The sequence below is a fragment of the Microbacterium sp. BR1 genome, assembly GCF_002812725.1.
In the GTDB taxonomy this organism is placed as follows: Bacteria; Actinomycetota; Actinomycetes; order Actinomycetales; family Microbacteriaceae; genus Microbacterium.
The window spans coordinates 1,038,035-1,064,188 of the sequence record NZ_NMUN01000004.1 but is presented as its reverse complement, the minus strand read 5'-3'; the positions used below and the strand labels follow the sequence as shown (position 1 = coordinate 1,064,188).

20 protein-coding genes are annotated in these 26,154 nt (G+C 70.6%); 7 read left to right on the top strand and 13 right to left on the bottom strand.

From position 1 onward, the window contains the following. Positions 1-10: 10 nt before the first annotated feature. From CGU35_RS09215 to CGU35_RS09160, 12 genes are all read right to left on the bottom strand, one after another. The gene (locus tag CGU35_RS09215) at positions 11-391 is read right to left on the bottom strand and encodes an HtaA domain-containing protein (protein ID WP_100811184.1); all 381 of its coding nucleotides are present in this window, start codon (positions 389-391) and stop codon (positions 11-13) included. Beyond that, the gene (locus CGU35_RS09210) at positions 388-1,899 is read right to left on the bottom strand and encodes an aldehyde dehydrogenase family protein (RefSeq protein WP_100811183.1); all 1,512 of its coding nucleotides are present in this window, start codon (positions 1,897-1,899) and stop codon (positions 388-390) included. Before CGU35_RS09210 ends, CGU35_RS09215 begins: the two co-directional genes overlap by 4 nt. Before the next feature lie 13 nt (positions 1,900-1,912). Next, positions 1,913-2,569 (bottom strand): HD domain-containing protein, encoded by a 657-nt coding sequence (locus CGU35_RS09205; RefSeq protein ID WP_100811182.1) that lies wholly within the window; start codon positions 2,567-2,569, stop codon positions 1,913-1,915. A 13-nt stretch (positions 2,570-2,582) separates the two neighbouring features. After that, positions 2,583-3,860 carry an NAD(P)/FAD-dependent oxidoreductase gene (locus CGU35_RS09200; protein ID WP_100811181.1) on the bottom strand — a complete coding sequence of 426 codons (1,278 nt, stop codon included), beginning with the start codon at positions 3,858-3,860 and terminating at the stop codon, positions 2,583-2,585. After that, the gene (locus tag CGU35_RS09195) at positions 3,860-4,183 is read right to left on the bottom strand and encodes a 2Fe-2S iron-sulfur cluster-binding protein (protein WP_100811180.1); all 324 of its coding nucleotides are present in this window, start codon (positions 4,181-4,183) and stop codon (positions 3,860-3,862) included. Before CGU35_RS09195 ends, CGU35_RS09200 begins: the two co-directional genes overlap by 1 nt. A 13-nt stretch (positions 4,184-4,196) precedes the next feature. After that, entirely contained in the window at positions 4,197-4,949 is a 753-nt protein-coding gene (locus CGU35_RS09190) for an SDR family NAD(P)-dependent oxidoreductase (RefSeq protein WP_100811179.1), read from the bottom strand. Then, the gene (locus tag CGU35_RS09185) at positions 4,946-5,656 is read right to left on the bottom strand and encodes an HD domain-containing protein (RefSeq protein WP_100811178.1); all 711 of its coding nucleotides are present in this window, start codon (positions 5,654-5,656) and stop codon (positions 4,946-4,948) included. The genes CGU35_RS09190 and CGU35_RS09185 overlap by 4 nt, the downstream gene beginning before the upstream one ends. A gap of 19 nt (positions 5,657-5,675) precedes the next feature. Next, positions 5,676-7,505 carry a PEP-utilizing enzyme gene (locus tag CGU35_RS09180; RefSeq protein WP_100811177.1) on the bottom strand — a complete coding sequence of 610 codons (1,830 nt, stop codon included), beginning with the start codon at positions 7,503-7,505 and terminating at the stop codon, positions 5,676-5,678. A gap of 97 nt (positions 7,506-7,602) precedes the next feature. Then, entirely contained in the window at positions 7,603-8,691 is a 1,089-nt protein-coding gene (locus CGU35_RS09175; protein WP_100811176.1) for a PEP/pyruvate-binding domain-containing protein, read from the bottom strand. Between the two features lie 5 nt (positions 8,692-8,696). After that, positions 8,697-9,935, bottom strand: coding sequence for a cytochrome P450 (locus CGU35_RS09170; protein WP_100811175.1), 1,239 nt, complete (start codon positions 9,933-9,935; stop codon positions 8,697-8,699). Between the two features lie 32 nt (positions 9,936-9,967). Beyond that, positions 9,968-10,816 carry an IclR family transcriptional regulator gene (locus CGU35_RS09165; RefSeq protein WP_198519543.1) on the bottom strand — a complete coding sequence of 283 codons (849 nt, stop codon included), beginning with the start codon at positions 10,814-10,816 and terminating at the stop codon, positions 9,968-9,970. A 16-nt stretch (positions 10,817-10,832) separates the two neighbouring features. Next, a complete protein-coding gene (locus CGU35_RS09160) occupies positions 10,833-12,518 on the bottom strand; it encodes a phytoene desaturase family protein (RefSeq protein WP_100811173.1) in 1,686 nt (561 codons plus the stop codon). A 161-nt stretch (positions 12,519-12,679) separates the two neighbouring features. Here CGU35_RS09160 and CGU35_RS09155 point away from each other — a divergent pair, with 161 nt between their 5' ends. From CGU35_RS09155 to CGU35_RS09125, 7 genes are all read left to right on the top strand, one after another. Beyond that, positions 12,680-13,174: an acetyl-CoA carboxylase biotin carboxyl carrier protein gene (locus CGU35_RS09155; RefSeq protein ID WP_100811172.1), complete on the top strand. Its 495-nt coding sequence runs from the start codon at positions 12,680-12,682 to the stop codon at positions 13,172-13,174. Between the two features lie 3 nt (positions 13,175-13,177). Next, on the top strand, positions 13,178-14,545 hold the full coding sequence (locus CGU35_RS18725; RefSeq protein ID WP_100811171.1) for an ATP-binding protein: 1,368 nt from the start codon (positions 13,178-13,180) through the stop codon (positions 14,543-14,545). Further along, positions 14,542-16,116 carry a hypothetical protein gene (locus tag CGU35_RS09145; RefSeq protein ID WP_198519542.1) on the top strand — a complete coding sequence of 525 codons (1,575 nt, stop codon included), beginning with the start codon at positions 14,542-14,544 and terminating at the stop codon, positions 16,114-16,116. The genes CGU35_RS18725 and CGU35_RS09145 overlap by 4 nt, the downstream gene beginning before the upstream one ends. Continuing rightward, positions 16,113-17,012, top strand: a complete 900-nt coding sequence (locus CGU35_RS09140) for an HAD-IIA family hydrolase (protein WP_100811169.1) — start codon at positions 16,113-16,115, stop codon at positions 17,010-17,012. The genes CGU35_RS09145 and CGU35_RS09140 overlap by 4 nt, the downstream gene beginning before the upstream one ends. Further along, positions 17,009-19,009, top strand: coding sequence for an acetoacetate--CoA ligase (locus CGU35_RS09135; protein WP_100811168.1), 2,001 nt, complete (start codon positions 17,009-17,011; stop codon positions 19,007-19,009). The genes CGU35_RS09140 and CGU35_RS09135 overlap by 4 nt, the downstream gene beginning before the upstream one ends. 371 nt (positions 19,010-19,380) lie before the next feature. Continuing rightward, positions 19,381-22,077, top strand: coding sequence for a cation-translocating P-type ATPase (locus tag CGU35_RS09130; protein WP_198519541.1), 2,697 nt, complete (start codon positions 19,381-19,383; stop codon positions 22,075-22,077). A gap of 93 nt (positions 22,078-22,170) precedes the next feature. After that, complete coding sequence (locus CGU35_RS09125; protein ID WP_198519540.1) at positions 22,171-23,325, top strand: baeRF11 domain-containing protein; 1,155 nt, start codon at positions 22,171-22,173, stop codon at positions 23,323-23,325. Between the two features lie 71 nt (positions 23,326-23,396). Here the strand turns inward: CGU35_RS09125 and mgtA are convergent, their stop codons facing one another. Next, complete coding sequence (mgtA, locus tag CGU35_RS09120) at positions 23,397-26,027, bottom strand: magnesium-translocating P-type ATPase (RefSeq protein WP_232711207.1); 2,631 nt, start codon at positions 26,025-26,027, stop codon at positions 23,397-23,399. Positions 26,028-26,154 lie beyond the last annotated feature (127 nt).

The window sequence follows — 26,154 nt, the reverse complement described above, 5'->3', positions numbered from 1 at the left end:
CCGCGCCCGGTCAGGGCCGGACGGAGACGGTGTCCATGACCGTCCCGGTGGCGTAGAAGCCGCCCAACATCAGCGCCCCGTCCACGGTCAGGCGCGCCTCGTCGCCGACGATCGTGGCGAACACGATGCGGGCCCCGTCGCGACCGCGGACCGTGAGCTCCGCCCGGTCCTTCTCGAAGCGCGGTTCGGCGACGGTCCAGTCGAGCATCCCCTCGTGCGCCCGGAATCGCACGAAGCCGCGGAAGCCGCCCGGGATGCGCGGATCCGCGGGAAAGAGCGCCTCGTCGTCGTCCCAGACGGCACCGTCTCCCGCCTCGATCGCGCCGCCGGCGGAGCGTACGTACTCCTGCAGGCTGCGCTTGACGCCCCAGCGCAGGACGACTCCCGTCACGCGCGCACCCTGCGGTGCACCGACTGGTAGGTGAGGTAGGCGTTGAGCCCCTCGACGCCGTACTCGACGCCCAAGCCCGAGTCGCGGCGACCGCCGAACGGCGCGGCGTGGTTCGAGCCGAAGAAATTGATGCCGATCGAGCCCGTGTCGACCCGGGTGGCGACCTCGAAGGCGCGGTCCTCGTTCTGCCCGAACACGATGCCGCCGAGACCGAACGGTGTGGCGTTCGCGAGGGCGACCGCCTCGTCGACGTCGCGCGCGGGCATGATCGACAGCACGGGGCCGAAGATCTCCTCGCGGGCGATCGCCATCTCGGCGGTGACGTCGGCGAAGACGGTGGGCGTCACGAAGAAGCCCTCCGCGATCGCGGGTTCGACGTCGCCGCCGGTGACGACCCGCGCGCCCTCCGCAATGCCGCTGCGGATGTAGTCGCGCACGATGCCCTGCTGCGCGCGCGTCGCCGAGGGGCCGAACACCGTCGCCGGGTCGAGCGGGTCGCCCTGGACGGCGGCCGAGACCGTGGCCGCGACGGCATCGACGACCTCTTCGTAGCGCTCGGGGGTGACGATGAGCCGCGTCGAGATGTAGCACGTCTGACCCGTGTTGCGCAGACAGGAGCGGATGAGCACGCGCTGCAGATGCGCGACGTCCGCGTCCGGGAGGACGATGGCCGCGGATTTCCCGCCGAGTTCGAGCGTCACCGGGCGCAGGAGCTCCCCGCACGCCGCCGCGATCCGGCGGCCCACGGGCGTCGACCCGGTGAAGGCGACCTTGTCGACGTCCGGATGACGCACGAGCCGATCGCCGACGCGGGCATCGCCGGTGATGAGATTCACGACGCCCGCCGGAATGCCCGCCTCGACGGCGGCATCGAGCAGAAAGCGGATCGACAGCGGCGTCGGAGACGCCGGCTTCACCACGACCGTGCAGCCGGCGATCAGCGCCGGCGCGAGCTTGATGACGACGAGATTGATGGGGAAGTTCCACGGAGCGATCAGCGCGCACACGCCGATCGGCTCGCGCCGCACGGTCGTCGCCTGCGTCGGGTCCAGCGGGGCGACGCGGACGTCCTCGCGCTCCAGGATGTCTGCGAGGCCCGCGAAGTAGCGGATGATCCCGGCGGCGTTCGCGGCCTGGCCGGAGGTCTCCGCGAGGGGCGAACCGTTCTCGAGAGAGTTCGTCACGGCGAGGGGATCGCTCCGCCGCTCGATCGCGTCCGCCCACGCGCGCATCCGCGCCGCGCGTTCCCCGGGGGCGAGCCCCGCCCAGCCGGGGAAGGCGGCGCGTGCGGCGCGCACCGCACGGTCGACGTCGCGGTCGGAGGCGACGGGGACCGATCCCCATGCCTCGGCGGTCGCGGGGTCGATGACGTCCTGCCTCTCGCCGGTCTCGGCCGCGACGTACTCGCCGCCGATGAACACGTCGTCGACGTGGCGGTAGGGCAGGCGTGCAGCCGCGTCCCGGTGTCGGGCGAGCGCGGTGCGCGGCGGGGCTTCGGGGATCGTCATGTCGGTCGTCCTCCTACAGCAGGTCGATCTTCAGCAGCTCGATCGTGCGCACGAGCTCGGCCTCGGCCATGCGGCGGCCGGAGGCCGTGATGAGCTCGTCGAGCACCCCGTCTTCCAGCTGCCGTACGATCTCGCGTGGCGTCCGGCCGAACCATTCCGCGGAGAAGGCCGTGCCGGTCGGGGTGAACCGCCAGAGGCGATCGGCGTCGCGGACGATGGCGTCCTCGAGGCTGCGGTGGTCCAAACGGGTGTCGTGACCATCGATGATGTCGGTCACCTTCGTCACGAACGCGTCATCGAAGCCCAGCGGAGGCAGGAGCTCGCGGGCGATCGCGCAGCCCTCCGCCTCGTGCAGGATGCGTGCGTCGGACTGGCGCCAGTTCTCGGAGCGGAAGCCGTCCGTGATCATGGCCTCCGCATCCACCCGCGCCCAGCCGACGTCGTGGAGGAGGATCGCGACGCGCGCGACCCGCTCGTCGGCATCCGGGTAGTCGTCCAGCAGCAGCTCGGCGAAGGAGAACGAAAGAGGGATGTGAATGTCGTTGCGGCGCGCGCGCATGTACGGCTCCGCCGCGCGCCACAGGTCGTCGAGGTCGGTGTAGGCGCGGCGCGGCGACTGGCCGTTGCCGAGCGTCTGGACGTTGTCGAACGTGTGGAGGAAGCGGGTCATGGATATCTCCGGGTCAGGCCGCGACCGGCTCGGTCACCGATAGCTTGAGGGGCGTGCTCATGTCGGCTGCGCGGTCGGGCGGGATCGTGTGCCCCTTGGCGAGCGCGCCGCGGACGGCGAGGAACTCGGCGGGCTGGTTGACGCAGTCGGCGGAGATGAGCCGGCCGCCGCGGTAGTAGAGCACGCAGAAGCGCTCGTCCTCCGGGCGGCCCCGCACGACCACGTGGTCGTATCCGGCGCTGAGGCCCGCGATCTGCAGCTTGAGGTCGGCCTGGTCGGACCAGAACCAGGGCACGGATGCGTACGTCGCGGGGCGGCCCAGGAGTGTCGACGCGGCGACCTTGCCCTGCTCGAGCGCGTTGTTGACGCTCTCGATCCGTGTGAGGCCCGGCACCCCCAGCGTGTACGGGTTCGGCATGACGGTGCAGTCGCCGGCGGCGACCGTGCGCCCGTCCGAGGCCCGCGCGTGCGCGTCCACGACGATCCCGCCCGCCACCTCCAGGCCGAGCTGGATGGCGAGTTCCGTGCGCGGCAGCACCCCGATGCCGATCACGACGAGGTCGGCGGGGATCAGCACGCCGTCGGCGAGCTCGACGCCGACCACCCGCGAGCGCCGGCCCGCGGCGTCCGCGGCTCCGCCGACGATCCGCTGCAGCCGCGCGTCCAGCACGACCCGCGTGCCGCGGCGACGGTGCGCGGCGAGGTAGAAGGCGCTCGTCTGCTCGGAGACGACCCGCCCGACGAGCCGCGGCGAGGCCTCCAGAACCGTCACCTCCTTGTCGACGCTGCGGGCGACGGACGCGATCTCCAGCCCGATGAACCCGCCGCCGATGACGACCACCCGCCGGTTCGCGGGGTCGTGGAGCGCCGCTTCGAGGGCATACGCATCGTCGGCGTCGCGCAGGTAGTGCACGCCGTGGAAGTCGGTGCCGGGGATCGTGAGGCGGCGCACGGAGGAGCCCGTGGCCAGGGCGAGGCGGTCGAACGCGAGCTGCCGCCCGCCCTGCGTCATGGCCAGTCCCGTGCCGTCCGCGTCGCGCCGGATCGTCACGACCCGGTCGCCGCTGACGAGGTCGATCCGCTGTCCGTCGTACCACTCGCGCGTGCGCAGGATGACGTCGCCCGGGACGAGCTCGCTCTTGAGCCACTTCTTCGACAGGGGAGGACGCTGGTAGGGGCGGTGCGGCTCCTCGCCGATGAGCGTGATCGGCTCCTCGTCTCCGAGCTCGCGCAGTGTCGCGGCGATCTGGACGCCCGCCTGCGAGGCGCCGATCACGAGTGTCCCGGGCATCAGATCTGAGCCTCCGGCGTGCGGACGTGGTACTCCACGCCCTCCTCCAGCCGGATCTGACACGACAGGCGCGATGTCTCCTGTCGCTCGACCGCCGTGCCGTCCAGCATGTCGTCCTCCAGCGGCCCGCTCGGGCCGCCGACCAGCGCGAACGTCTCCGGCTCGACGAAGACGTGGCACGTCGCGCAGGACAGGCTGCCCCCGCACTCGCCCACGATGCCCTTCACCCCGTTGCGGACGGCGGTCTCCATCACGGAATCGCCCGGCCGACCCTCGATCACCGTCCGGGTGCCGTCGGCCGCGGTGTAGACCACTGTGCTCACGTGCTGCTCCTTGTCAGATGAATTGCTTGCCGCCGTCGACGACGATCGTCTGGCCCGTGATGTAGGCGGCGTCGGGCGAGGTCAGGAACAGCGCCGTGCCGACGATGTCCTCGGGAATGCTCGCGCGACGGATGGCGCGCGCGGAGACGCCGTACGTCTCGGCGTCCTCCAGCTGCGCGCGGGACGCCTCGGTGAGGGTGAACCCCGGCGCGATCACGTTCGCGGTGATCCCGCGTCCGCCGACCTCGCGCGCGAGCGTGCGCGTCATCCCGATCACGGCGCCCTTGGAAGCGACGTAGTGCATCCACTGCGGCGAGCCGCTGAACACGGTGGCCGACGCGATGTTCACGATCGCGCCGCCCTCCGCCATCCGCGCGACCGCCGAAGCGGAGCACTGCCAGGTGCCCTTGACGTTCACGGCCATCACGCGATCCCACTCGTCGGGGTCGATGTCCGCGAACGGCGCCCGGTGGATCGTCGCGTAGATCGCGGCGTTGTTGACGAGGGCGTGCAGCGCGCCGAATTCCTCGGTCGCCGCGGCCATGAGGGCATCCGTCGACGCGCGGTCGGTCACGTCGGCGCGGACCGCCAGCGCGCGGCCGCCGGCATCCCGGATGCGGCGCACCGTCTCGGCCGAGCCCCGCTCGTCGATGTCGGCCACGACCACGTTCGCGCCGCGCTCGGCGAAGCCGACCGCGAAGGCGCGGCCGAGGCCCGCCGCGCCGCCGGTGATGACGACGGTGCGTCCGCTGTGCGTCCCGCTCATGCGCCCAGCTCCCGAGGGGTGGTCTGGAGCCATTGCGGGCTCTCGGTCATGCACTCCCACGCGAGGAACGCGCGAGACATCGCCTGCGCGGCGGGAGTGAACAGGTCGTCGACGGCGCGGGAGGCGTTGAGGATCGCCGATTCCTCCCGCGTGAGGCCGAATCGCGGCACCGCGACGTCGATGCCGTGGGGCGAGACCCGCCAGACCTTGTCCGCATCCTTCACGAGCGCGTCGTTCACGCTCAGCGCGGTCAGGCGGGTGTCATGGCCGTCGATGATCTCGGCGATCTCGTCGATCGCCGCCCGCGGATGGCCGAGGGCCCCCAGTACCTCGCGGGCGATGCGCGCGCCCTCCTTCTCGTGCTGGATCACGATGTGGTGCAGGCTCCCGTCACGGTCGGGGGCGATGGCGTCGAACGCAACCGTCTCGTCGACGGTGGACCAGCCGGTGTCGTGCAGGATGATCGCCGGAAGCACGACGTCCGGATCGCCCTCGGGCACCATCTCGAGCAGCGCCCGCGCGATGCCGTACGACACGAGCGTGTGCGCATCGTTGTCGCGGGTGCGGAGGAACGGCAGCGCGCCCTCCCACACCGCGGCGTCCCGCTCCTCCATCCGGATCATGCCCTTGGTGGCATCCCGCGAGGGGATGCGCGCCGAGACGTCTCGTCCGAGCAGGTTGACGGGTGAGCGGGATGCGCGTGTCATGGTGTCGTCCGGATCGTGGTCAGTCGAGGATGGTGACGGTGCCCTGCGTGCCGTCGACGCGCAACCGGGTTCCCGTGGTGATCAGGGTCGACGCCCGTCCGGTGCCGGTGACCGCGGGCACGCCGTACTCGCGGCAGACGATCGCCGCGTGGCTCATCATCCCGCCGATGTCGGTGACGGTCGCGGCGATCTTGCCGAAGACCGGCCCCCAGCTGGGCGCGGTCACGGGAGCGACGAGGATCTCCCCCTGCTGCAGCTCATCGAGCTGGGAGGGGCTCGTGATGACGCGCGCGACGCCCTCGACGACTCCGCCGGAGGCCGCCATGCCGGTGAGCACGCCCTCCTGGGCGTCGTCGGTGCCCAGCCACTGCTGCACCTGCTCGGTGGTGATGCCCCAGAGCATGATGGTGAAGGGCTCGCTGATCTGCTCCGGAGGCGTGTTGAACGCCGGCTGCGGGCGCTCCTGCTGGAGAGCGGCGATGATCGCGCGCCTGCGCTCGATCTCCTTCGGCCAGTACGTCGGGCCGATCGGCGCGGTGCCCACCGCCCATGCGCTCGCGTAGTCGAACAGGACGGGACGCACCTCGTCGCGGCTCAGGTACAGCATGTCGTTCGGCTGCGGCCAGAAGCCCTGCTCGTGCAGCATCGTCGACAGCTGACGCACCTTGCGCCAGAAGACGCCCATCGTCCAGTGCTCGATGTAGAAGTTGTGGTCCTCCACGTAGGGGTAGACGGTCCGGGCCAGGCCGAGCTTGCCGTGGAAGGTCGCGCGGGCCTCGTCGTCGAGCGCGGCCGCGTACTCGTCGACGATGCGGTCCCGTTCGATCAGCAGCTCGTCCTTCGGGCGTCCGAGGCTCTCGCCGGCCGCGACGCGGACGACGTAGTCGCGGACGTACCCCATCGGGATGTCGAGGTCGTCGCGCCAGTACCGGTCGTCGCCGTAGAAGCCGTTGCCGGAGGTGTAGTTGAACCACGGATCCTGTGCCGCCTCCCAGGCCTGGATCCACTCGGTTCCGCGCGGTGCCTCGCGCAGCGCCGCCAGCGTCGTCGCGGCGTTCCCCGCCCCGCGGGCGAAGACGTCCTGCAGGTCGAGCTCGACCGCGAGGGTGGACAGCTTCTTCAGCTCGTCGTCGGGGCGGAAGAGCACCGAGTCGACGCCCACGACCATCTTGGCGATCGCGAGATCCGGGATGCCGGGGAACGCCTCCTTGCAGAACTGGAACAGGTCGAGGTAGGCGACGTAGCCGAGGTTGAGGAACTCCATGTGGTGCTCCCAGTTGCGATACACCAGGGCGAGGAGCCGGTCGTAGCCCTCGAACAGGTCCACCGACGGGTCGTAGCCGACGCCCTCCGTGATCGTCTCCATCGGGACCATGTCGGGCAGCGGCGTGAACTCGATCGCCTCGAGAGCACGGATGTTGTCGGTGACCTTGGTGTGCCACTTCTCCAGCAGCGACTCCCAGTTCTGGAAGTAGTAGCCAGCGCGCTCGAGGAAGTGCGGGACGCGCGCGGCGATCTCGTCCGGCGGCACGGGCACCGGGCTGAAGTAGTTGTACCCGTTGTGGATGCGATAGTCGATGCCGTTGGCCGGCGGCACGAGGTAGTGCCGCGTGTTGTAGGCGCCGAGGTTGCGGCTGGCGAACTCGACCGCGGTCACCTCGAACGGCTTGAACACGTTGGGCCAGTGCTGGCTGTCGCAGAACCAGAAGCGGCCGTCCTCCTGTTCGCGCAACTCGTCGCGGAAGACGAGGTTGTACGGGTAGAGCGCCTCCCACCCCTCGGATCCGGGAGGGGCCTGGAGGTCATAGGGCGAGGGGAAGGACTTCCTCTGCGTCGTCGTGTCGGACATTGCATCTCCTTTGATACATCCGTGACGCGCTCGCGGGGGAGCGACGTCGTCTCGGGCTGTCGGGTTTCGTGCTGTCGGGTGGAGCGGTGGGGCGGGTTCAGCGGATGCCGAGGCTCGAGAGCATCGACTTGGCGATCGCAGCGATCCCGGAACCCTGGGACGTGACGGCGATCGTGTTGGTGGGGGACTTCGGCGACCACACGGTCTCCGGTCGCGCCTGCAGCAGCAGGACGTTCTCGCCGTCGGCCAGGTCGGCGTCGATCGCCCACTCGATGTCCTGCGGCTTGCCGTAATGGCGCTCGGCGGCCTTCGCGAGGCGCGCGACGGCGAGCAACTCCTCGTCGGAGAGGCTCGGCGCGCCGCGGCGGTCGTCGTCGACAGGGCGACGGACGATGCTGCCGCGGCCGCTGGGCACCAGCTCCTCCGCCTTCTCGCTGATCGCACGGGTGACCACGCTCAGCATCACCTTGTCGAGCAGGAAGTTGTCGGGCGTCACCTCACCCGACACGACCATCTCGCCGAGCCCCCAGCTCGACTCGATGACGATCTTCGTGCGGTCGCCCGTCTGCGGGTCGAGCGTCATCGCCACACCCGAGCTGCGGGAGTTCACCATCTTCTGCACCGCGACCGCCATCGAGAGTCCTTCATCCGGGATCGCGTTCGCCATGCGGTACGTGATCGCGCGAGCGGTGTAGAGGCTCGCCCAGCACTCCCGGACCTTGTGGAGCGCATTGACCTCGCCCACGATCCAGAGATAGGTGTCCTGCTGTCCGGCGAAGCTCGCGTCGGGCAGGTCCTCCGCCGTCGCGCTGGAGCGCACCGCCACGGCGACGTCGTCGCCGCATCGGTCCATCAGCCCGCGGTAGGCCAGAACCACCTCGTCGCGCACGTCGGTCGGGATCTCCTGGGTCAGGATCAGCTCCCGCACGTGCGCCGCCCGGCGATCCACCTCGGCGACGTCGTGCTCGTCGAGGCCGACGAGGATCTCGGCGATGCGTGCGCCCAGCCCGGTCTCGGTCATGACCTTGTCGAAGGCATCCGTCGTGATCGCGAATCCGGGGGGAACGGGCATCCCGGCCGAGGTCATGATCGCGAGGCTGTTGCACTTGCCGCCCAAGCGCTCGATGGTGGGCTCGTCGCCGGAGTCGAAGGCGAACGTGTAGGTCTGGTTCAGAGGGATGCTCATGGCGGTCACTTCCAGAGAACGGGGACGGAGTTCGGGACGCGGAACGACAGGTTGTCGCCGAACGTGATGTGGGTGTCCGGAACGAGTCGCAGCCGCGGCAGGCGCCGGGCGATCTCCTCGACCGCGATGCGGGTCTGCAGCTTGCCGAGCATGTTGCCGATGCAGTAGTGGATGCCGTAGCCGAACGAGAGATGGGCGCGGGCGTTGGCGCGGGTGATGTCGAAGGTGTCGGGATCCGGGAATACCTCGGGGTCGCGGTTGGCGGCGCCCATGAGCAGCAGCACCTTCGAGCCGGCCGGGATCGGCACGCCCGCGATCTCGCCGTCTTTCTCCGCATGGCGGCGCCAGGCGACGATGCTTCCGCTCACGCGCAGCACCTCGTCGATCGCGCCGGGGATCAGCGCGGGCTCGTCGCGGACGCGCGTGTACTGGTCGTTCGCGAGGAGCTCGCGCACGGTGTTGGAGATGAGGGTCGTCGTCGTCTCGTGACCCGCGAACAGCAGGCTGTAGAGGAACGACGCGATCTCGTGGTCGCTGATCTCGTCCCCATCGGCCTGGAAGCGCACCATGTCGGACACCAGGTTGTCGCCGGGCGACTCCTTCGCGTCGGCGACCAGCTTGCGGCAGTACCGCCAGTAGGCGACGAGGTTCTCGGCGTGCGGCACCTGCTCGTCGTCGGTGAGGTCGCCCCACGTGATGGCGGTGCGCGAACTCGCCCAGGCCTTGACGGTCTCGATCATGTCGACCGGGACTCCGATGAGCGTGAAGATCGTGATGGTCGGGAGATCCCACGCGATGTCGGTGAGGATGTCTCCGGGCTCGCCCTTCGCGACCATCCGGTCGATGAGGGTGTCGACGTTCTCGCGGATGAAGGGCTCCAGCACGCGATAGCGGCGAGGGGTGAACGCCTTGGTGGCGATCGCCCGGATGCGCGTGTGGTCGGGCGGGATCCGCGCGGACAGGCCCGAGTAGGCGGTGAAGTCGCCGTCTGCGAGAACGCGCTTGGCCGCGTCGCCCAGCGGACGGATCGGCTGCTGGGCGTTCGCGGACGAGAAGGTCTCCCAGTCGTCGAAGACGGCCTTGACGTCGTCGTACCGGGAGACGACCCAGTAGCCGATGCGGTCGTCGTAGAAGACGGGGGCCTCCTCGCGCAGGGCCTTCCAGGCCCCGAACGGATCGGTGAGCTTGAACGGCTCGAACCCGTGGTAGTCGGGTCCTGCGGTGGTCGGTGCGGCGATGCTCATCCTGCTCCTCCTTGAACGAGTGCCTTGACTCTTCAACCTGGACCGGCGCCGTGCAAGCCGGGTTTCTCATCGCTTGAGAAACGATCCGACGTCGGTGGCGATACGCGCCGCAGAACCGCCCCCGCGCTGCCCCCGCGCATCGCCCGGCCGATCTTGTCCGCGGTCCCTTTCACGGCGGGTCGCAGTCGCTCGACCTCGCCGGCCTGGCCGATGTCGAAGACGAGCGCTACGGATGCGACCGTCTCCTCCTGGTAGACGATGGGGGCCGCGAGGGAGATGGCGCCGAGGCGCATCTGCTCGTACGTGACGGAGAACCCCTCCCGACGCACGTCCGCGATCACCCGCGCCAGCACCGCCGGGTCGGTGACCGTGTTCGGGGTGGGACTCTCCAACTCACGTGCGAGGTAGGCGTCCACGAACCAGTCGGGCTGGGCGGCGAGCAGGACGCGACCCACGGCGGTCGCATGGAGGGGCAGGCGCCCCCCGATCCGGGAGACCACGGGGAGCTTGCGGGAGTTGTAGACCTTGTCGACGTACAGCGAGTGCAGCCCGTCGCGGATCGCGAGGTGCACGTTCTCCTGGGTGAGGTCGAAGAGATCCTGCAGGAACGGATGGGCGCGGTCGCGCAGGCGCCGTCCCGCCTGCTGCCCGAGCGACCAGAGCCGGAAGCCGATCTGGTACCTGCCGTCCGATCCCTTCCGCAGCGCGCCCCATTCCTCCAGGGAGGCCACGATCCGGTAGGTCGTGGACACCGGGAGGTCCGCGCGCTGCGCGATGCCGGCGACCGTGAGCGAACCGGGCGTGCCCTCGAAGGTGGCCAGTACCGCGAGGACGCGGTTGATGACGCTGTGCGGGCCGTGCCGGTCCCCAGCGTCGGTCATCTTCGCTCCCCTCGGGTCAGATCGTCGCCCGGTTCGCCTCGAGGAGGGCGGGCTCGGGTCGGCGGATCTCCGCGTCCGGATCGATCCCGAGGTCCTGCGCGATGCGATGCCAGCAGTTGAGCGAGCTCCCGCGGCCGATACCCGACCCCGAGTGCACGTTGGAGGAGCAGTTGTAGAGGTTCGGCAGCAGCGTCCGATAGTCGGCGAGCTCGGGGATCGGGCGGAACCGCCCCATCTGGCTGGCGAGATGCGCGCCCTCGACATATCCGCCCTCGATCATGTCGGGGTGCGTCGCTCGCACGCGCGGGGGCAGGAACCACTCGATAGCGGCGATGTTGTCGTCGGTCATGTTGCGCGCGTAGGTCGGCCACTGCGCGCGGATGCGACGCTCGAACTCGCGCTCGAGGTGCGCCCAGCCCGCCTCGTCGAAGAACCGCGCGGGCGCGGTGAACTCCTCGATGCCCGTGATGTGGAGCCCGTCCGGCGCGCGGGTGGTGTCCCACTGCGAGTCGGTGCTGGAGAGCATGAGCATCCGCGGGGAGATCCCCTCCGCGAAGATGTGCGCCTGATAGCGGGTCGCGAACCAGTCGGGGTCCTTCGGTCCCCAGTACAGCCGCGGTTGGGACCCGGCCTCGCCCACCCCGGTCGTTCCCGCGTAGTCCGGGGCCTCGTGGGTGACCACGTTCGCCCACACGAGCTGTCCGCGGTCGTACACGACGTTGCGCAGCCGGTGGCGGATGCGCTCGGCGACCTCGCCGTGGCGCAGCAGCTGCAGCACGGTCTGGGGGAGTCCGAGGTCGCTGACGACGATGTCCGCTCCGACGAAGGTGCCGTCCTCGAGCCGGATACCGGTGGCCCGGCCGCCGTCCTGCACGATCTCGTCGACGCGCGTGCCGGTGAAGTACCGGACTCCCCGCATCCGTCCCGCCTTCACGAGGGCGGAGGTGATGGCGCCCGTCCCGCCGATCGCGATCGCCGCCGGCTCGAGGGAGAGGACGAGAGCGAGGTTGTGCACGAAGCCCTGGAGGCCGGGGACATCGTCGGGGTAGCAGCCGGTGGACGTGACGCCGGCGCGCATGAACAGCGTACGCAGCTCGTCCGACTCGAACACGTCGTAGGCGAGCTGGCGCATCGTCATGAACTGGTGCACCGGCTCGATGAGCGAGCCGGGGACCTCGAGCAGAGCCTCGAGGGGGTCGGGCGTTCCCCACGGCGGCGGCGGGGTGAAGCGCTGGCGCCCGAAGGCGGACTTGATGTGCGCGGCGTAGGCGTCGTGGATGCGCAGGTACGCGTCGGCGTCGCGTCGGCTGAAGGCGCGGATGTTCGCTTCCGTCCGCGCCACCCCCTCCGCCCACGGCTCGGCGCGACCGCTGTCGTCCACCACGCGCGCGGCGGAGTACCCGATGAACACCGAGCCGTCGTCGAAGACCATCGCCTCGTTGCCCTCGGGGAACACGTAGCGCAGACCCAGTTCGCCCAGCCCGAAGTCTCGGTAAGCGGGGTGGCCGTAGAAGCGTGTCCAGTGCGCGCACGGGTTCTGCGTGACGCCGCCGACAGGCCCCGGCATGCTCTGGGCGCCGCCGCCGAGGTGGGTGCGGGCTTCGAACACCGCGACATTCAGGCCCGCGCGGGCCAGGTAGGGGGCGATGATCGTCGCATGGTGGCCGCCGCCGACGACGACGGCATCGAAATGATCGGTCACGGTTCGTCCTCGAATTCGCGATCGTGGTGGTCCCGGCTGGGGCGTTCACCGTATGCCCGACGCCCGGATCAAGACCACGACTCTTCTCATCTTATGAGAACGCGAATTGCCGCGGCCCCCTCCCGCCCGCACGATGGTGCCTCGACCGTAAGGAGGGCGACGTGGCCCCGGATTCCTCGCCGAGCTGGCAGCAACTACTCGATCTCATCGCCATCCTCGACGGTGGCGAGTACGACGACGTCGCCGTCGCATTCGGCGACGTCTCGGTCCAGCTCTCCCGCACCGGCACCATCGGCGGCCCAACGGAACATGTCGTCGCGGCCACGGACGCGGTCAGGGCGGATCGGCCCCCGCAGCCGGCGCCGCCCGCCCCCGTGTCCGCCCCGGGGCCCACGCCCGCCCACGAGTCCGTGGCGACAGGTGCGGCCATCACCGCGCCGATGCTCGGCGTCTTCTACCGCCGTCCCGCTCCCGGGGAGCCCCCGTTCGTCGAGCCGGGGGACGCGGTGCAGCCCGACACGACGATCGGGATCATCGAGATCATGAAGCTCATGAACCCGGTGTCCGCCGGTGTCGCCGGCATCATCGCGGGCTTCGAGGCGGATGACGGGGCGCACGTGCAGTTCGGCGAGGTCCTCGCCCGGCTCGAGGCCTGAGTCGTGTCCGCGGCCTCTCCCGTCGTGCTCGTCGCCAACCGCGGTGAGATCGCGGCGCGCGTCGTCGCCGCCGCGCGGCGTATCGGTGCCGAGTCGGTGCTCGCCGCGAGCGCCGCCGACACCGATTCGATCGCGGCCCGCGCCGCCGACCGCGTCCTCACGATCGGTCCGGCGCCCGCAGCGCAGAGCTACCTGCGGCCCGAGCTCATCGCGCAGGCCGCCGTCAACGCGGGCGCCGATGTCGTCCACCCCGGGTACGGGTTCCTCAGCGAGCAGCCGCGACTGTGCGAACTGCTCGAGGCGGAGGGGATCGCTTTCGCCGGACCACGGCCGGAGACGCTGCGCGCGGTGGGGGACAAGGGCAGCGCGCGCGCGGTGGCGGTCGCGGCGGGCGTCCCGGTCGCGCAGGGACGCCTGATCACCGACGTCCACGACGTCGCCGCCCTCGGCGCGGAGGTCGGCTACCCGCTGCTGGTGAAGGCCATCCACGGCGGTGGAGGCCGGGGCATCCGCCTGGCCTCCTCCGAGGCGGAGCTGGTCGCGCTCGCGCCTCAGGCCGCGCAGGAGGCCGCCGTCGCGTTCGGCAACGGCGACCTCTACATCGAGCGCTACTACGGCTCGGCGCGCCACGTCGAGGTGCAGGTCTTCGGCGACGGTGAGGGCGGCGTGCTGATCTTCGGCGACCGTGACTGCTCCGTGCAGAGGCGGCACCAGAAGCTCATCGAGGAATGCCCGGCGCCCGATCTCTCGCCCGAACGGCGCCGCACCCTGCACGACGCCTCACGGGCGCTCGTGCGCGCCCTGCGGTACCGCGGGGCCGGCACGGTCGAGTTCCTCGTGGACACGCTCAGCGACGACGTGGTCTTCCTGGAGGTCAACGCGCGCATCCAGGTCGAGCACCCGGTGACCGAGGAGGCGTTCGGGGTCGACCTGGTGGCGGCGCAGCTGCTGCTCGCACTCGGACGACCGACGGAGCTGCCCGATCCGCCGGCCGTGCCGCCCGCCGTCGCGATCGAGCTGCGCATTAACGCGGAGGATCCCGCCGCCGACTTCCGGCCGAACGCGGGGCGCATCGGTGAGGTGCGGTGGCCGCACGGACCCGGCATCCGCATCGAGACGCAGATCGCGTCGGGCTTCGACTTCCCGCCCTACTACGACAGTCTGGCCGCCAAGCTTATCGTGCGATCCCATGACCGCGCGGCCGCCATCGCCGCGGCGCTCGCGGCCGTCCGCGCCACCCGCATCGAGGGCATCGCCACGACCCTGCCGATGCTGGCGGCCGTGCTCGGCCACGAGCAGTTCCGGGCGGGACCGGTGCCGACCACGTGGTTCGGCCGTGAATGGGAGACGCTGAGAGAGGGCATCCGATGACCGAGACGACCTCCCGCGCGCCACATCTGACGGCACTGGGCACGACCCGGACCCGCGGACCGGTGCGCGTCGTCGACACGTCGTTGCGCGACGGCAATCAGAGCCTGTGGGGGGCGACTGGCATCACGACCGGCATGGCAGAGGCGGCCGCTGCGGGGCTCGCGGCGGTGGGGTTCGACGCGATCGACGTCACGAGTTCGACGCACCTCTCCGTCGGGGTGAAGTTCCACCGGGAGAACCCGTGGGAGCGGCTCGACCGGGTGAGCGCCGCGGCCCCCGGGGTCCTGCTGTCGGCGATCACGACGGGGATGCGTTTCATGTCGTGGGAGAGAGCGACCGAGCCGGTCATGCGCCTCGCACTCCGGATGCTCGCCACGCACGGCGTCCGCCGGCTCCAGATCGCCGAGCCGATGAACGACCGCGACGCCACCTGCCGGGTCGCGCGGTGGGCCAAGGACGAGGGGTTCACGCAGGTGGTGGCGGGCGTCGTGTTCACGGAGAGCCCCGTGCACACCGACGAGCGCTACCTCGCCAACGCGCTCGCCTACGAGGCCGAGCCCGCGATCGACCGCGTCTACCTCAAGGATCCGGGCGGTCTGCTCACCGTCGAGCGGGTGCGCGACCTCGTCCCGAGGCTGAGGGCCGCCGTCTCCAAGCCCCTGGAGCTGCACAGCCACACGACGACGGGCGCCGCGTCGCAGCTGTATGTCACCGCGGCCGCGCTCGACGTCGACGTCCTCCACACCGGGCTCGGGCCGCTCTCGAACGGTACGGCTCAGCCGAGCCTCGAGCACCTGCTCACGAATCTGGACGCCGTCGGCATCGAGATCGAGGCGGATCGGGACGCCGCGACCCGCGCGGCCGCGACGCTGTGGGACATCGCGGACACCCAGGGACTTCCCGCCGGCACCCCGTCGGAGTTCGATCTCGGTGCTCATGTGCACCAGGTGCCGGGCGGCATGCGCGGCACCCTCATCCGGCAGCTCGGCGAGATCGGGCTCGCCGACCGGTTGCCGAGGGTGCTGGAGGAGTGCGTGCGGGTGCGCGCCGAGCTCGGCTACCCGATCATGGTGACGCCGTTCAGCCAGTTCGTCGGCAGCCAGGCACTCATGAACGTGCTCGCTCAGGACAGCGGACAGGACCGCTACAGCCGCATCCCGGACGAGGTCGTGCGCTTCGTGCTCGGCCACTTCGGCACACCCGAGGGCGAGATCGATCCCGAGGTCGTCTCCCGCGTGCGCGACCTTCCGCGTGCGGCAGAGCTCGACCGGGAACAGGAGGAGCGGTCGCTGGCCGAGCTGCACGAGATCCACGCCGCCCGCCTCGGCCGGCGCCTCAGCGAGGAGGAGCTGCTGCTGGCGATCGTACTGCCCGAGGAGCAGCTCGCCCCGATGTACGCCGCGGGACCGGCTCCGCGCTGGTCCGGCGCCCCGCGGCGCCGCACGACCGCCGTCACGGACGTCGTCTCGTTCATCGACGCCGTGCACGAGCTGCCCCGCTGGCGCTCGCTGCGCGTCTGGTCGGGCGACGCGCGCATCGCACTGGACCGCCCCACGAAGGAGGACCGATGACGTCCGACATCATCCGTAGACTCGCCGCCGTCGACGGCATCATGTTCGACATCGACGGCTGTCTCGTGCTCTCGGACGGCCCGAGCGGACGCGGGGGCGTCGCCCTGCCGGGAGCGGCGGAGATGATCGCGCGGACCCGGGACTCCGGGCGCCGGCTGTGCGCCTTCACCAACGGCACGGCCCAGCGGCCCTCCGACATCGCCGCCCACTTGCGCGCACTCGGCATCGAGGTGGCGGACGACGAGGTGCTCACACCGGCGGTCGCTGCCGCTCGCGTCATCCGGGAGCGCTACGCGGACGCCCCGGTGCTCGCCTACGGCGGCGACGGGGTGGTCTCGGTCCTGCGGGACCACGGCATCACCCTCGTCGACCCCGACGACCACGCGTCCGGCGCACAGTGCGGTGCGGTCGCCGTGCTCGTCGGCTGGGACACCGATTTCGCCAAGCCCAAGCTGCAGTTCGCGGCCGAGGCCATCCTCGCCGGTGCGGCGCTCTACTGCACGTCCGACGCCCCCGCCTTCGCGAGCCAGGACCGCCTGAACGTCGGCGTCTCCGGGTTCATCACGGCGGGACTCTCGCATGTGACAGGTCGGCCGTGGACGGTGCTCGGCAAGCCCTCGGAGTACGCGATGGACACGGTGTGCTGGGCGCTCGGGACGACGCCCGCCCGCACGCTGGTCGTGGGCGACGACGTCTATCTGGAGAGCGGGATGGCCCGGCGCGCGGGCGCCGTCGCCGGCATCGTGCTGACCGGCATGGCGACCAGGGCGACGATCGCCGACGCGACGGCCGAGGACGTGCCCGACCTGGTCGTGGACTCGATGCCCGAGCTGGCGGCGCTCTTCGCGGAGGCGGACCTCCTGCGGCTGGCGTTGGCGACGGGCGTCGACCGATGAGCGCGGCGGATGCCGGTGCGCCCGCGCACCGCCTCCTCTACCGTCCGTCCCCGGCGCTGCGCGAGGCATCCGTGCTGGCGGACTTCATGCGGTGGCTGGGCGCCGAGCGCGGTCTGGACTTCGCCGACGTGACCGCGCTGCACGCCTGGTCCGTCGAGGACCTCGATGCATTCTGGACGGCGATCTGGGACTACTTCGGGGTCCGCGCCGCCGTGCCCGCCCGGGCCGTGCTCACGGGTGAGACGATGCCGGAGGTCCGGTGGTTCGACGGAGCGGAGCTGAACTACGCGGAGCACTGTCTGCGGCATGACCCTGACTCGCTCGCACTCATCGCGACCTCGCAGACGCGCGAGGATGCCGAACTCACCTTCGGCGCGCTCGGCGAGCAGGTGCGGCGGGTGCGCGCAGGCCTGCGCCGGCTCGGCGTGGGGCGGGGCGACCGGGTGGTGGCCTACCTGCCCAACATCCCCGAGACCGTCGTCGCCTTCCTCGCCGCCGCGAGTCTGGGCGCGGTGTGGGCCAGCTGCGCGCCGGAGTTCGGCAGCCGGGCGGTGATCGACCGGTTCGGACAGCTCGATCCCGTCGTGCTCCTGGTCGCCGACGGGTACCGCTACGGCGATAAGGCGATCGACAAGGCTCCCGATGTCGCCGCGCTCCGCGCGGGGCTGCCCACCGTGCGGCATGTGGTGGGCGTGCCGTACGGTGAGTTCCGGGCCGAGGGCGATGTGCTGTGGGACGAGCTCGCCGCGGAGACCGACGAGCCGCTCGTGTTCGACGCCGTGCCGTTCTCGCATCCGCTGTTCGTCCTGTTCTCCTCCGGCACCACGGGCAAGCCGAAGCCGATCGTGCACGGCCACGGCGGAATCCTGCTCGAGCACCTGAAGTCGCTGGGGCTGCACTGGGACCTGCGGGCGGGGGATCGGCTGCTGTGGTTCACGACGACCGCGTGGATGATGTGGAACACGCTGGTCTCCGCGCTGCTGCACGGGGCCGCGGCCGTGCTCATCGACGGCAATCCGCTCTACCCGGACCTCGACAGCCAGTGGCGGCTCGCCGCCGCCACGCGCGCGACGCTCATGGGGGCCAGCCCCGGTCTGATCATGGCGTCACGGGACGCGGGGCTGCGGCCCGCGCGCGACCACGACCTCTCGGCGGTGCGCCAGGTCGGCGTCGCGGGAAGCCCGCTCACGGCGGCCGGCTTCGCCTGGGTCCACGAGCAGTTCGGCGACGACGTCCTGCTGAACGTGGGCAGCGGTGGCACGGACGTCTGCTCGGCGATCGTGCAGGGCTCCCCTTTCCACGACGTGTGGGCGGGCGAGATCAGCGGCGCCTCGCTCGGTGTCGACGCCGTCGCGTTCGACCCGCAGGGACGCGTCGTCGTCGACGAACTCGGCGAGCTGGTCATCCGACGCCCGATGCCCTCGATGCCCATCGGCTTCTGGGCGGACGCGGACCGCACGCGCTTCCGCGAGGCGTACTTCGACGTCTATCCGGGGATCTGGCGGCACGGCGACTGGGTGCGGTTCGGCCCTGCCGGCAGTTGCATCGTCGCGGGCAGGTCGGATGCGACGCTCAACCGTGGCGGTGTGCGCCTCGGCACGGCGGAGTTCTACCGCGTCGTGGAGGAGCTGCCGACCGTCGCCGACAGCCTCGTGGTGCACCTGGAGGATCCAGAGGGCGGGCCAGGTCTGCTCGTGCTGTTCGTCGTGCCGGGCAGCGGGTGGGTGGAGGAGACGGCCCGCCGCGACATCCATCGCGCACTTCGGGAGGCGCTGACGCCGAGGCACGTCCCCGACCGGATCGTCACCGTTCCCGCCGTGCCCCGCACACGCACGGGCAAGAAGCTGGAGGTGCCCGTAAAACGCATCCTCCAGGGTCAGGACCCGGCCGAGCTCGCCGCCCTCTCCTCGCTGGATGACCCCCATGTCTTCGACGCGTACGCCGCGTTCGCCGCGGAGCTCGCCGCCGCACCGTCCCCGTCCCGGCAGACGGCGTGATGGTGGAGAACACGGGCTGCTGGGACTTAGGGCCCGGATGTTCGTGATTCCACGGCGCAGACTGAATCGATGGACCTCGGCTTTCTCGGAGCACGCCCTTCGCATGGGGGACGCCCCGGGGACGCCGGGCCCGTTGGGTCGCCCTCTGGTTCGAGACGGCACGCCGATTCGGGCACCGGCGCATCGTCTCCCGGAGGGCCGCGAGAGGGGCACCGTCCCGGGACGGCGCCCCTCGTCCCCTCGTCCGCGGTGTCGGCCACCGGTGTGCGGCGCGGGCACCCGGTCGGCACGGCGGGACGTGCAGGGATCGCCCGAGCACCGGGTATCTGATGCCGGGCGACCTACCTACGCGGAATTCGCTCGGGTTTCTGGTGTGGGCCGAGCTCGATGAGGCGGCACTGCTGGAGGCTCTGGGCACGGGGCCCGAGGGGCTGACGGAGCAGGACGCCGGGCATCGGCTTCACGTCCATGGCCCGAACGAGCTTCCCTCCGTGCACCCGGACCCGTGGTGGAAGGTGCTCGGCCGTCAGCTCGCCGGGCCGTTGATCTTCATCCTGCTCATCGCCGGTGCCGTCACGATCGTTCAGCGGGAGTGGGTGGATGCGACCGCGATCTTCGTCGTGATCGTCTTGAACGCCACGCTCGGATTCTGGCAGACGCGCAAGGCGGAACGAGACCTGCGCGGATTGCGATCGCTGTCCACGACCGTGGCGCAGGTGGTCCGTGGCGACACGACACGAACGGTGCCGTCGCGCGAGGTCGTGCCCGGGGACATCGTCCTGCTCGTGGCGGGGGAGCGTGTGCCGGCCGATCTGCGGCTGCTCCGCGCGAACGCGCTGCGCGTGGACGAGTCCCTGCTCACCGGAGAATCGTTCCCCGTAGACAAGCAGGCCGGCATCGTCGAGGCCGACGCCGTCCTCGGTGAGCGGACGAACATGGTGTATTCGGGGACGTTGGTCACTGCGGGGCGCGGGCGGGCCGTGGCGGTTGCGACGGGTGCGGACACCGAGCTGGGGGCCATCAGCGACCTGGTGCAGGCTCCGCCTGCTCTGACTCCTTTGCAGCAGAAGACGCGGAGACTGGAACGTCAGATCGTGGTCGCCCTGCTGGCCGCGATCTTCTTCGTGTTCGTGGCCGGTGTGGTCGGCGGGTATGCGCCGGGCGAGATGGTGCGCACCGCGGTGGCGCTGGCGGTCGCCTCGGTTCCCGAATCACTCCCCATCGTGCTCACCGTCGCGTTGAGTGTCGGTGTGTCGCAGATGGCGCGTCGGCGTGCGATCGTGCGGCATCTGCCGGCGGTGGAGACGCTGGGGTCCACGACCGTGATCCTCAGTGACAAGACCGGAACACTCACACAGAACCGGCTCACGGTCACCGAGATCTGGACCGTCGACGGAGCCTGGCGGCCTGGTGAGCACGTCACCCCGACGGTCAGGCGGACGTTGCGGGCCGGCGCGCTCACCAACGAGGCGGCCGTCCGGGAGGGCGTGCTGGTCGGGGACTCCGTCGACGTCGCCATGGCATCGGCAGCGCTGGACGCCGGCGCGGTGACCGCGGACGAACGAGCCGCTCGCGCCGAGGCATACACGCCCTATGAGCCCGAGCTGCGATTGTCGCAGTCGGTGCGCCACGATCCGGATGGCCGAAGGATGCTGTTCGTCAAGGGCGCGCCCGACGTCATCCTCACCCTCTGCACGACCGCGGCAACCCTGGACGGCGATGTCGTCGGGATCGAGATGGCGGAGCATGCGCACCGGGATCTCGCGGACCGTGGGCTGCGGGTCATCGCGACCGCGGAACGCGAGCTCGACGACGGCGAGCTCTCGTCGATGCCGCTGCCGTCCGCTGCCCGACTCACGTTCCTGGGTTTCGAGGCGATGATCGACCCACCGCGGCCGGGGGTGGAGGAGGCGATCGCCTCCTGTGCGCGCGCGGGAATGACGGTGAAGATGCTCACCGGCGACCACCCTGCCACCGCGCAGGCGATCGCCGGGCAGCTGGGTGTTCCCCACGCGGGTCACCCCCTGACCGGCGGGGAGATGGCGGCCCTGGACGAGGCGGCTCTCGTCGCCCGCCTCGCGCAGACCAACGTCGTCGCGCGTGCCACTCCCCAGGACAAGCTGCGGATCGTTCAGGCCTTGACCGCCTCCGGCGAGACGGTGGCGGTGACGGGTGACGGCGTGAACGACGCCCCGGCGTTGAAGGCCGCGGCGATCGGCGTGGCGATGGGCAGGTCGGGCACCGATGTCGCCCGGGACGCCGCCGACCTGATCCTCACCGACGACGACTTCGTGACGATCGTCCACGCCGTCGAGCAGGGCCGCGTGACGTTCGCCGCGATCCGCAACGCGACGTTCTTCCTCCTCTCGACCGGGATTGCAGCGGTGCTGGCGTTGACGGTGAACCTGCTTCTCGACCAGCCGCTGCTGTTCCTGCCGGTGCAGATCCTCTGGATCAACCTGGTCACCGACAGCATCCAGGACATCGCGTTGGCGTTCGAACCCGCCCACGGGGACGAGCTCGCGCATCCACCGCGACCACGTCGTGAGGGCGTGCTGTCGCGCGCGTTGTGGGTACGCACGTTCCTGACCGGGGTATGGATGGGGATGATCGTGCTGGTCGTGTTCGAGGGGGCGCTCCGATCCGGCGCCGACCTCGAGTACGCGCGTTCCCTGGCGTTGGTGACGTTCGTGTTCTTCAATGTCTTCCAGGTCGGCAACGCCCGCTCGGAGAAGATGTCGCTGTTCCGGCTGAACCCGCTGCGCAACCGGTTGCTGCTGGTCTCGGTCGTGGTCTCGGTCGCCCTGCTGTGGGCGGTGATGGCGTGGCCGGCGGCTGCCGGCGTCCTCGGTGTCGTGCCTCTGGCACCGACCGACTGGGCCGTCGCGGCACTGATCGCCTCATCGGTGCTCGTGGTCGTCGAGACCGGCAAGCTCGTCCACCGCCGTATCGAGAGGAGAGCCGCGCAACGGGCCCCTGGATCTTCGTCCCACCCGGCGGACACGGCTCGGACGCAGCGGGAATCTCACGGAGAGAGCGACCGAACCCGACCCGCCGGCCCTCGGTGACACGGGCGTGGGACCAAGGACCCTTCCCGGTTGCGCGAGCAGGAGCGACGCTAGCGGTGTGCAACTTCTGCATGCTCGCCGGAAGGAGATCTCATGACCGGTAGGCAGTACTCACCGCCAGCGTCCCACCCACACAGGTCGGGACTCCCCGGAGGATCGTCATCACCGGCGCGAACTGAGGTGCGCCGCATCGCCGATGCGCGCGCACCCTGGTGCGTCACGGTCTACGGCGACGCGGGCGCCTGGCTGCGCGGCAATCACCCGACCGAACAGGCTCGCACGCAGATACGCGATGTGTTGCGTGCCCTCGCCGACGCGGGCGCGCCCACATCGACCACCGACGCGATCCGCGGCCAGCTGGAGCGGCTCGCGAGTGATACCGCGGATCGCGTGCGGATGGATGAGCGGATCCGATCGGTGGGCATCTTCGCCACGCCCGAGGAGTGCGAGTCGATCCCGCTGATCACGTCACCCGCGCCATGGGTGGGAGTGGGCGACCGTTTTCTCATCGCCCCTCTCGTGGAGGGCATGCTCGCCGTGCAACCGCCGGTGTTCGCGCTCGCCGCGTCGGAGAACAGCATCCGCCTCGTCGACGTGACCGCGCATCCCCCTCGTGTCGTCGATGTGCCCGGTCTTCCCGAGAGCCTGCGCACCACAGTCCGGTTGGATCTCACGGGGGATCGGGACACCCTCGCGCATCTGCGCACCTCCGAGGATCCCAAAGAGCGCCTGCGGGAGTACGCCCGCGCCATCCACCGGGCCATCGGACCCGTCCTCCACGAGGCGGGGGCCCTGCTCCTGATCGCCGCGGCCGAGCCGCTGTCGAGCATTCTCCAGGACACCCTCCCCAACTCGGCATCCCTGGCCGGGACGCTCCCCGGCAATCACGACGACGACACCCCGGACAGGCTCGGCGACCTCGCCGATTCCCGAGTCGGGGAGGTGCGCGCACGCAGACGCGAGTCGCAGCTCGACCGGCTGACCGAGGCCTCCCCGAGTCTGGTGCTGTACGAGCTCGACGCCATCGAGAGGGCATCCCGGGCCGGCGCGATCGACACGCTGTTCATCGACACGGACTGGCGTGCGCCCGCAGCCGACGCGCCCCCAGCGGGCGGGCTCCCGGACCGTCATGACGAACTCGTCCGCCAGGCTCTCGCCGACGATGCGATCATCGTCCCCGTGCACCCGGGCCCACCGGACGGGACCGGCCCCGCCGCCGCGCTGCTGCGTTATGTGACGGACTTCTGATGCCCCGGGTCGGCACCCGATCATGATGTGACGCTACCCGGCTCGCTGAGACGGCCACCGTCCCGGTCCGGTCACCGGGTCTGGGCCGGCGAGGGGGCGGCGAATCGAGCGGAGCGGCGGTGCACGCGGCGCTGATAGCGGCGCATCCGTGCCACGATGGGCGGCTGCGGTGCGGGTTGCTGGGCGGGACGGGCGAAGAACCAGCCCTTGGCGGCCTCGACGCACACGAGGTACGCGACCATCATGCCGACGAGGGCCAGGAAGAACAGGGCCGGGAGCGGCTGGAAGCCGAGCAACCCCGACACCGGCGAATAGGGCAACCACACCCCGATCGCGACGACGGCGAGGGACGTGATGGTGAGGCCCGCCGATGGTCGGCTGCGCACGAACGGGATGCGGTGGGTTCGGATGGCGAAGATGATCAGGGTCTGGGTGGCGACGGACTCGATGAACCATCCGGCCTGGAACTCATCCTCGGCGGCGTGGAAGACGAACATCATCAGCGCGAAAGTGGCGAAGTCGAACAGGGAGCTGATGGGACCGAACAACAGCATGAACCGGCGGATGAAGCCGATGTCCCAGTGCGACGGCGCCCGCAGCTGCTCCGGGTCGACCCGGTCGCTGGGGATCGCGAGTTGCCCGCTGTCGTAGAGCAGGTTGTTCAGCAGGATCTGCCCGGGCAGCATCGGCAGAAACGGGAGCACGACGGAGGCGACTGAGGCGCTGAACATGTTCCCGAAGTTGCTGGACGTGCCCATCAGCACGTACTTGATCGTGTTGGCGAAGATCCGCCTGCCCTCGATGACGCCGTCGGCGAGAACCCCCAGGTCCTTGTCGAGCAGAAGCACGTCCGCGGCATCCTTCGCGACGTCCGTGGCGGTCTCCACGGAGATGCCGATATCGGCCTGGTGCAGGGCGAGGGCGTCGTTGACCCCGTCGCCGAGGAATCCGACGCCGCGCCCGGAGCGGCGCAGCAGGCGGATGATCCGCGCCTTCTGCTCCGGAGAGACCCGCGCGAAGATCGTCGCGGTGGACGCGGCCCGGCGCAGCGCGTCATCACCGAGAGCGTCGATCTCCGAGCCGGTCAAGGTGCCGCCGGAGACGAAACCAAGATCGGCCAGGACCTTCTGTGCGACGACGGCGTTGTCGCCGGTGGCGATCTTCACCGTGATGCCCAGTCGCGCGAGCTCGTCCAGTGAGGCGCGGGCGTCGGGTTTGGGCCGGTCGAGGAACACGAGGAAGCCCATCAGGGATAGGCCGTCCTCATCGCCGATGGTGAGGTTCTGCAGCTGCGGTGCGGATTTCGTCGCAACCGCAACCACCCGTGCGCCATCCGCATACTCGCCGTCCAGGATCGCCTGGGCGCCGGCAGGGATGTGGGAGCAGGCGCCCATCACCTCCTCGGGCGACCCTTTCGTCACGACGATGCGTTCGCCCGCGGGGGTGTCGGCCAGGACGGTCGTGCGCCGCCGCTCGTGGTCGAACGCGAGCAGATCGACGCGACGGTACGTCTCGGGCCGCGCGGACGCCGGTCGAGCCGCGTCCCACAGTGCCGCATCCAGGGGGTTCAGCCCGACGATGGTGTGCGGCGTCGTGGCGTAGTCGGCTTCGGTTGCGAGCAGGCCGAGAAGCTGAAGCTCATCGGGGTCGGTCGCGGGGTCGGCGGGCAGGGCGCGCGTGAAGCTGATCCGGCCTTCGGTGAGGGTGCCCGTCTTGTCGGTGACGAGGATGTCCATGTCGCCGAGGTCTTCTATGCACACGAGCCGCTTCACCAGGACGCGGCGCTTCGCGAGCGCGCGCGTGCCGGCGGCGAGGCTCGTGCTGACCACGGCGGGCAGAAGCTGCGGGGTGATGCCCACGGCGATCGCGAGGGAGAAGAGCAGCGCGTCCAGGATGGGGCGGTGCAGCAGCACGTTCGCGACGAAGATCACCGTCGTCAGGGTCAGGGCGACCTCGAGCAGGAGCATCGAGAATCGGCCGAGGCCGCGCTGGAAACCCGTCTGCGTCTGCGCGGTTGCGAGACCGGCGGCGATCCGCCCGAACTCGGTGCGGGCCCCGGTCGCCACGACGACAGCCGTACCGCTGCCGGACTGCACCACCGTGCCCATCAGCACGCAGGAGGTGAGGTCGGCGATCCCCGCATCGTGGTCCGCGGGTTGCGTGGCCTTGGTGGTGGGCACGGATTCGCCGGTCACGATGCTCTCGTCGCACGCGAGGTTGTGGGCCTCGAGGAGGCGCATGTCGGCGGGCACCACGGTGCCGGTGCTCAGCGCGACGACGTCCCCGGGGACGAGGTCGGTGACATCGATCTCGGTGGGGGCGCCGTCGCGGCGCGCGATGACCGTGTGCCGGATGCGATCGTGCAAGGCATCGGCCGTGCGCTCGGCCCGGTATTCGCTCACGAACCCCAGGCCGATGCTCGCGGCGAGGATGATCCCGATGATCACGGCGTTCGCGGCCTCGCCGAGGAACGTCGACACCACGGCGGTGACGAACAGCAGGATCAGGATGGGGCTCCGCACCTGGCGGCCCAGCACGCGCCACGGCCGTGCGCGTCGCTCGCGCAGCACGTTCGGACCCACACGGGCCCTTCGGGCGTCCGCCTCCGCCGTCGTCAGACCGTCCGGGGTCGAGGACAGCATCGTGAGCACGTCGGCGCTCCGGCGCACAGCTGTCTCGCGCACCGTCAGGGGAGGGGTCACGGATGCGGCGGTCTGCTCGGTCGTTCTCGTGTGGTGAGCTCCTGCCCGATGTGGAGTCCTTGTCGTCATCGGAGCGGGAGTCCCTTCCGCCGGTGCAGCGATCGGCTCCTCCAGTCCACCTCAACGT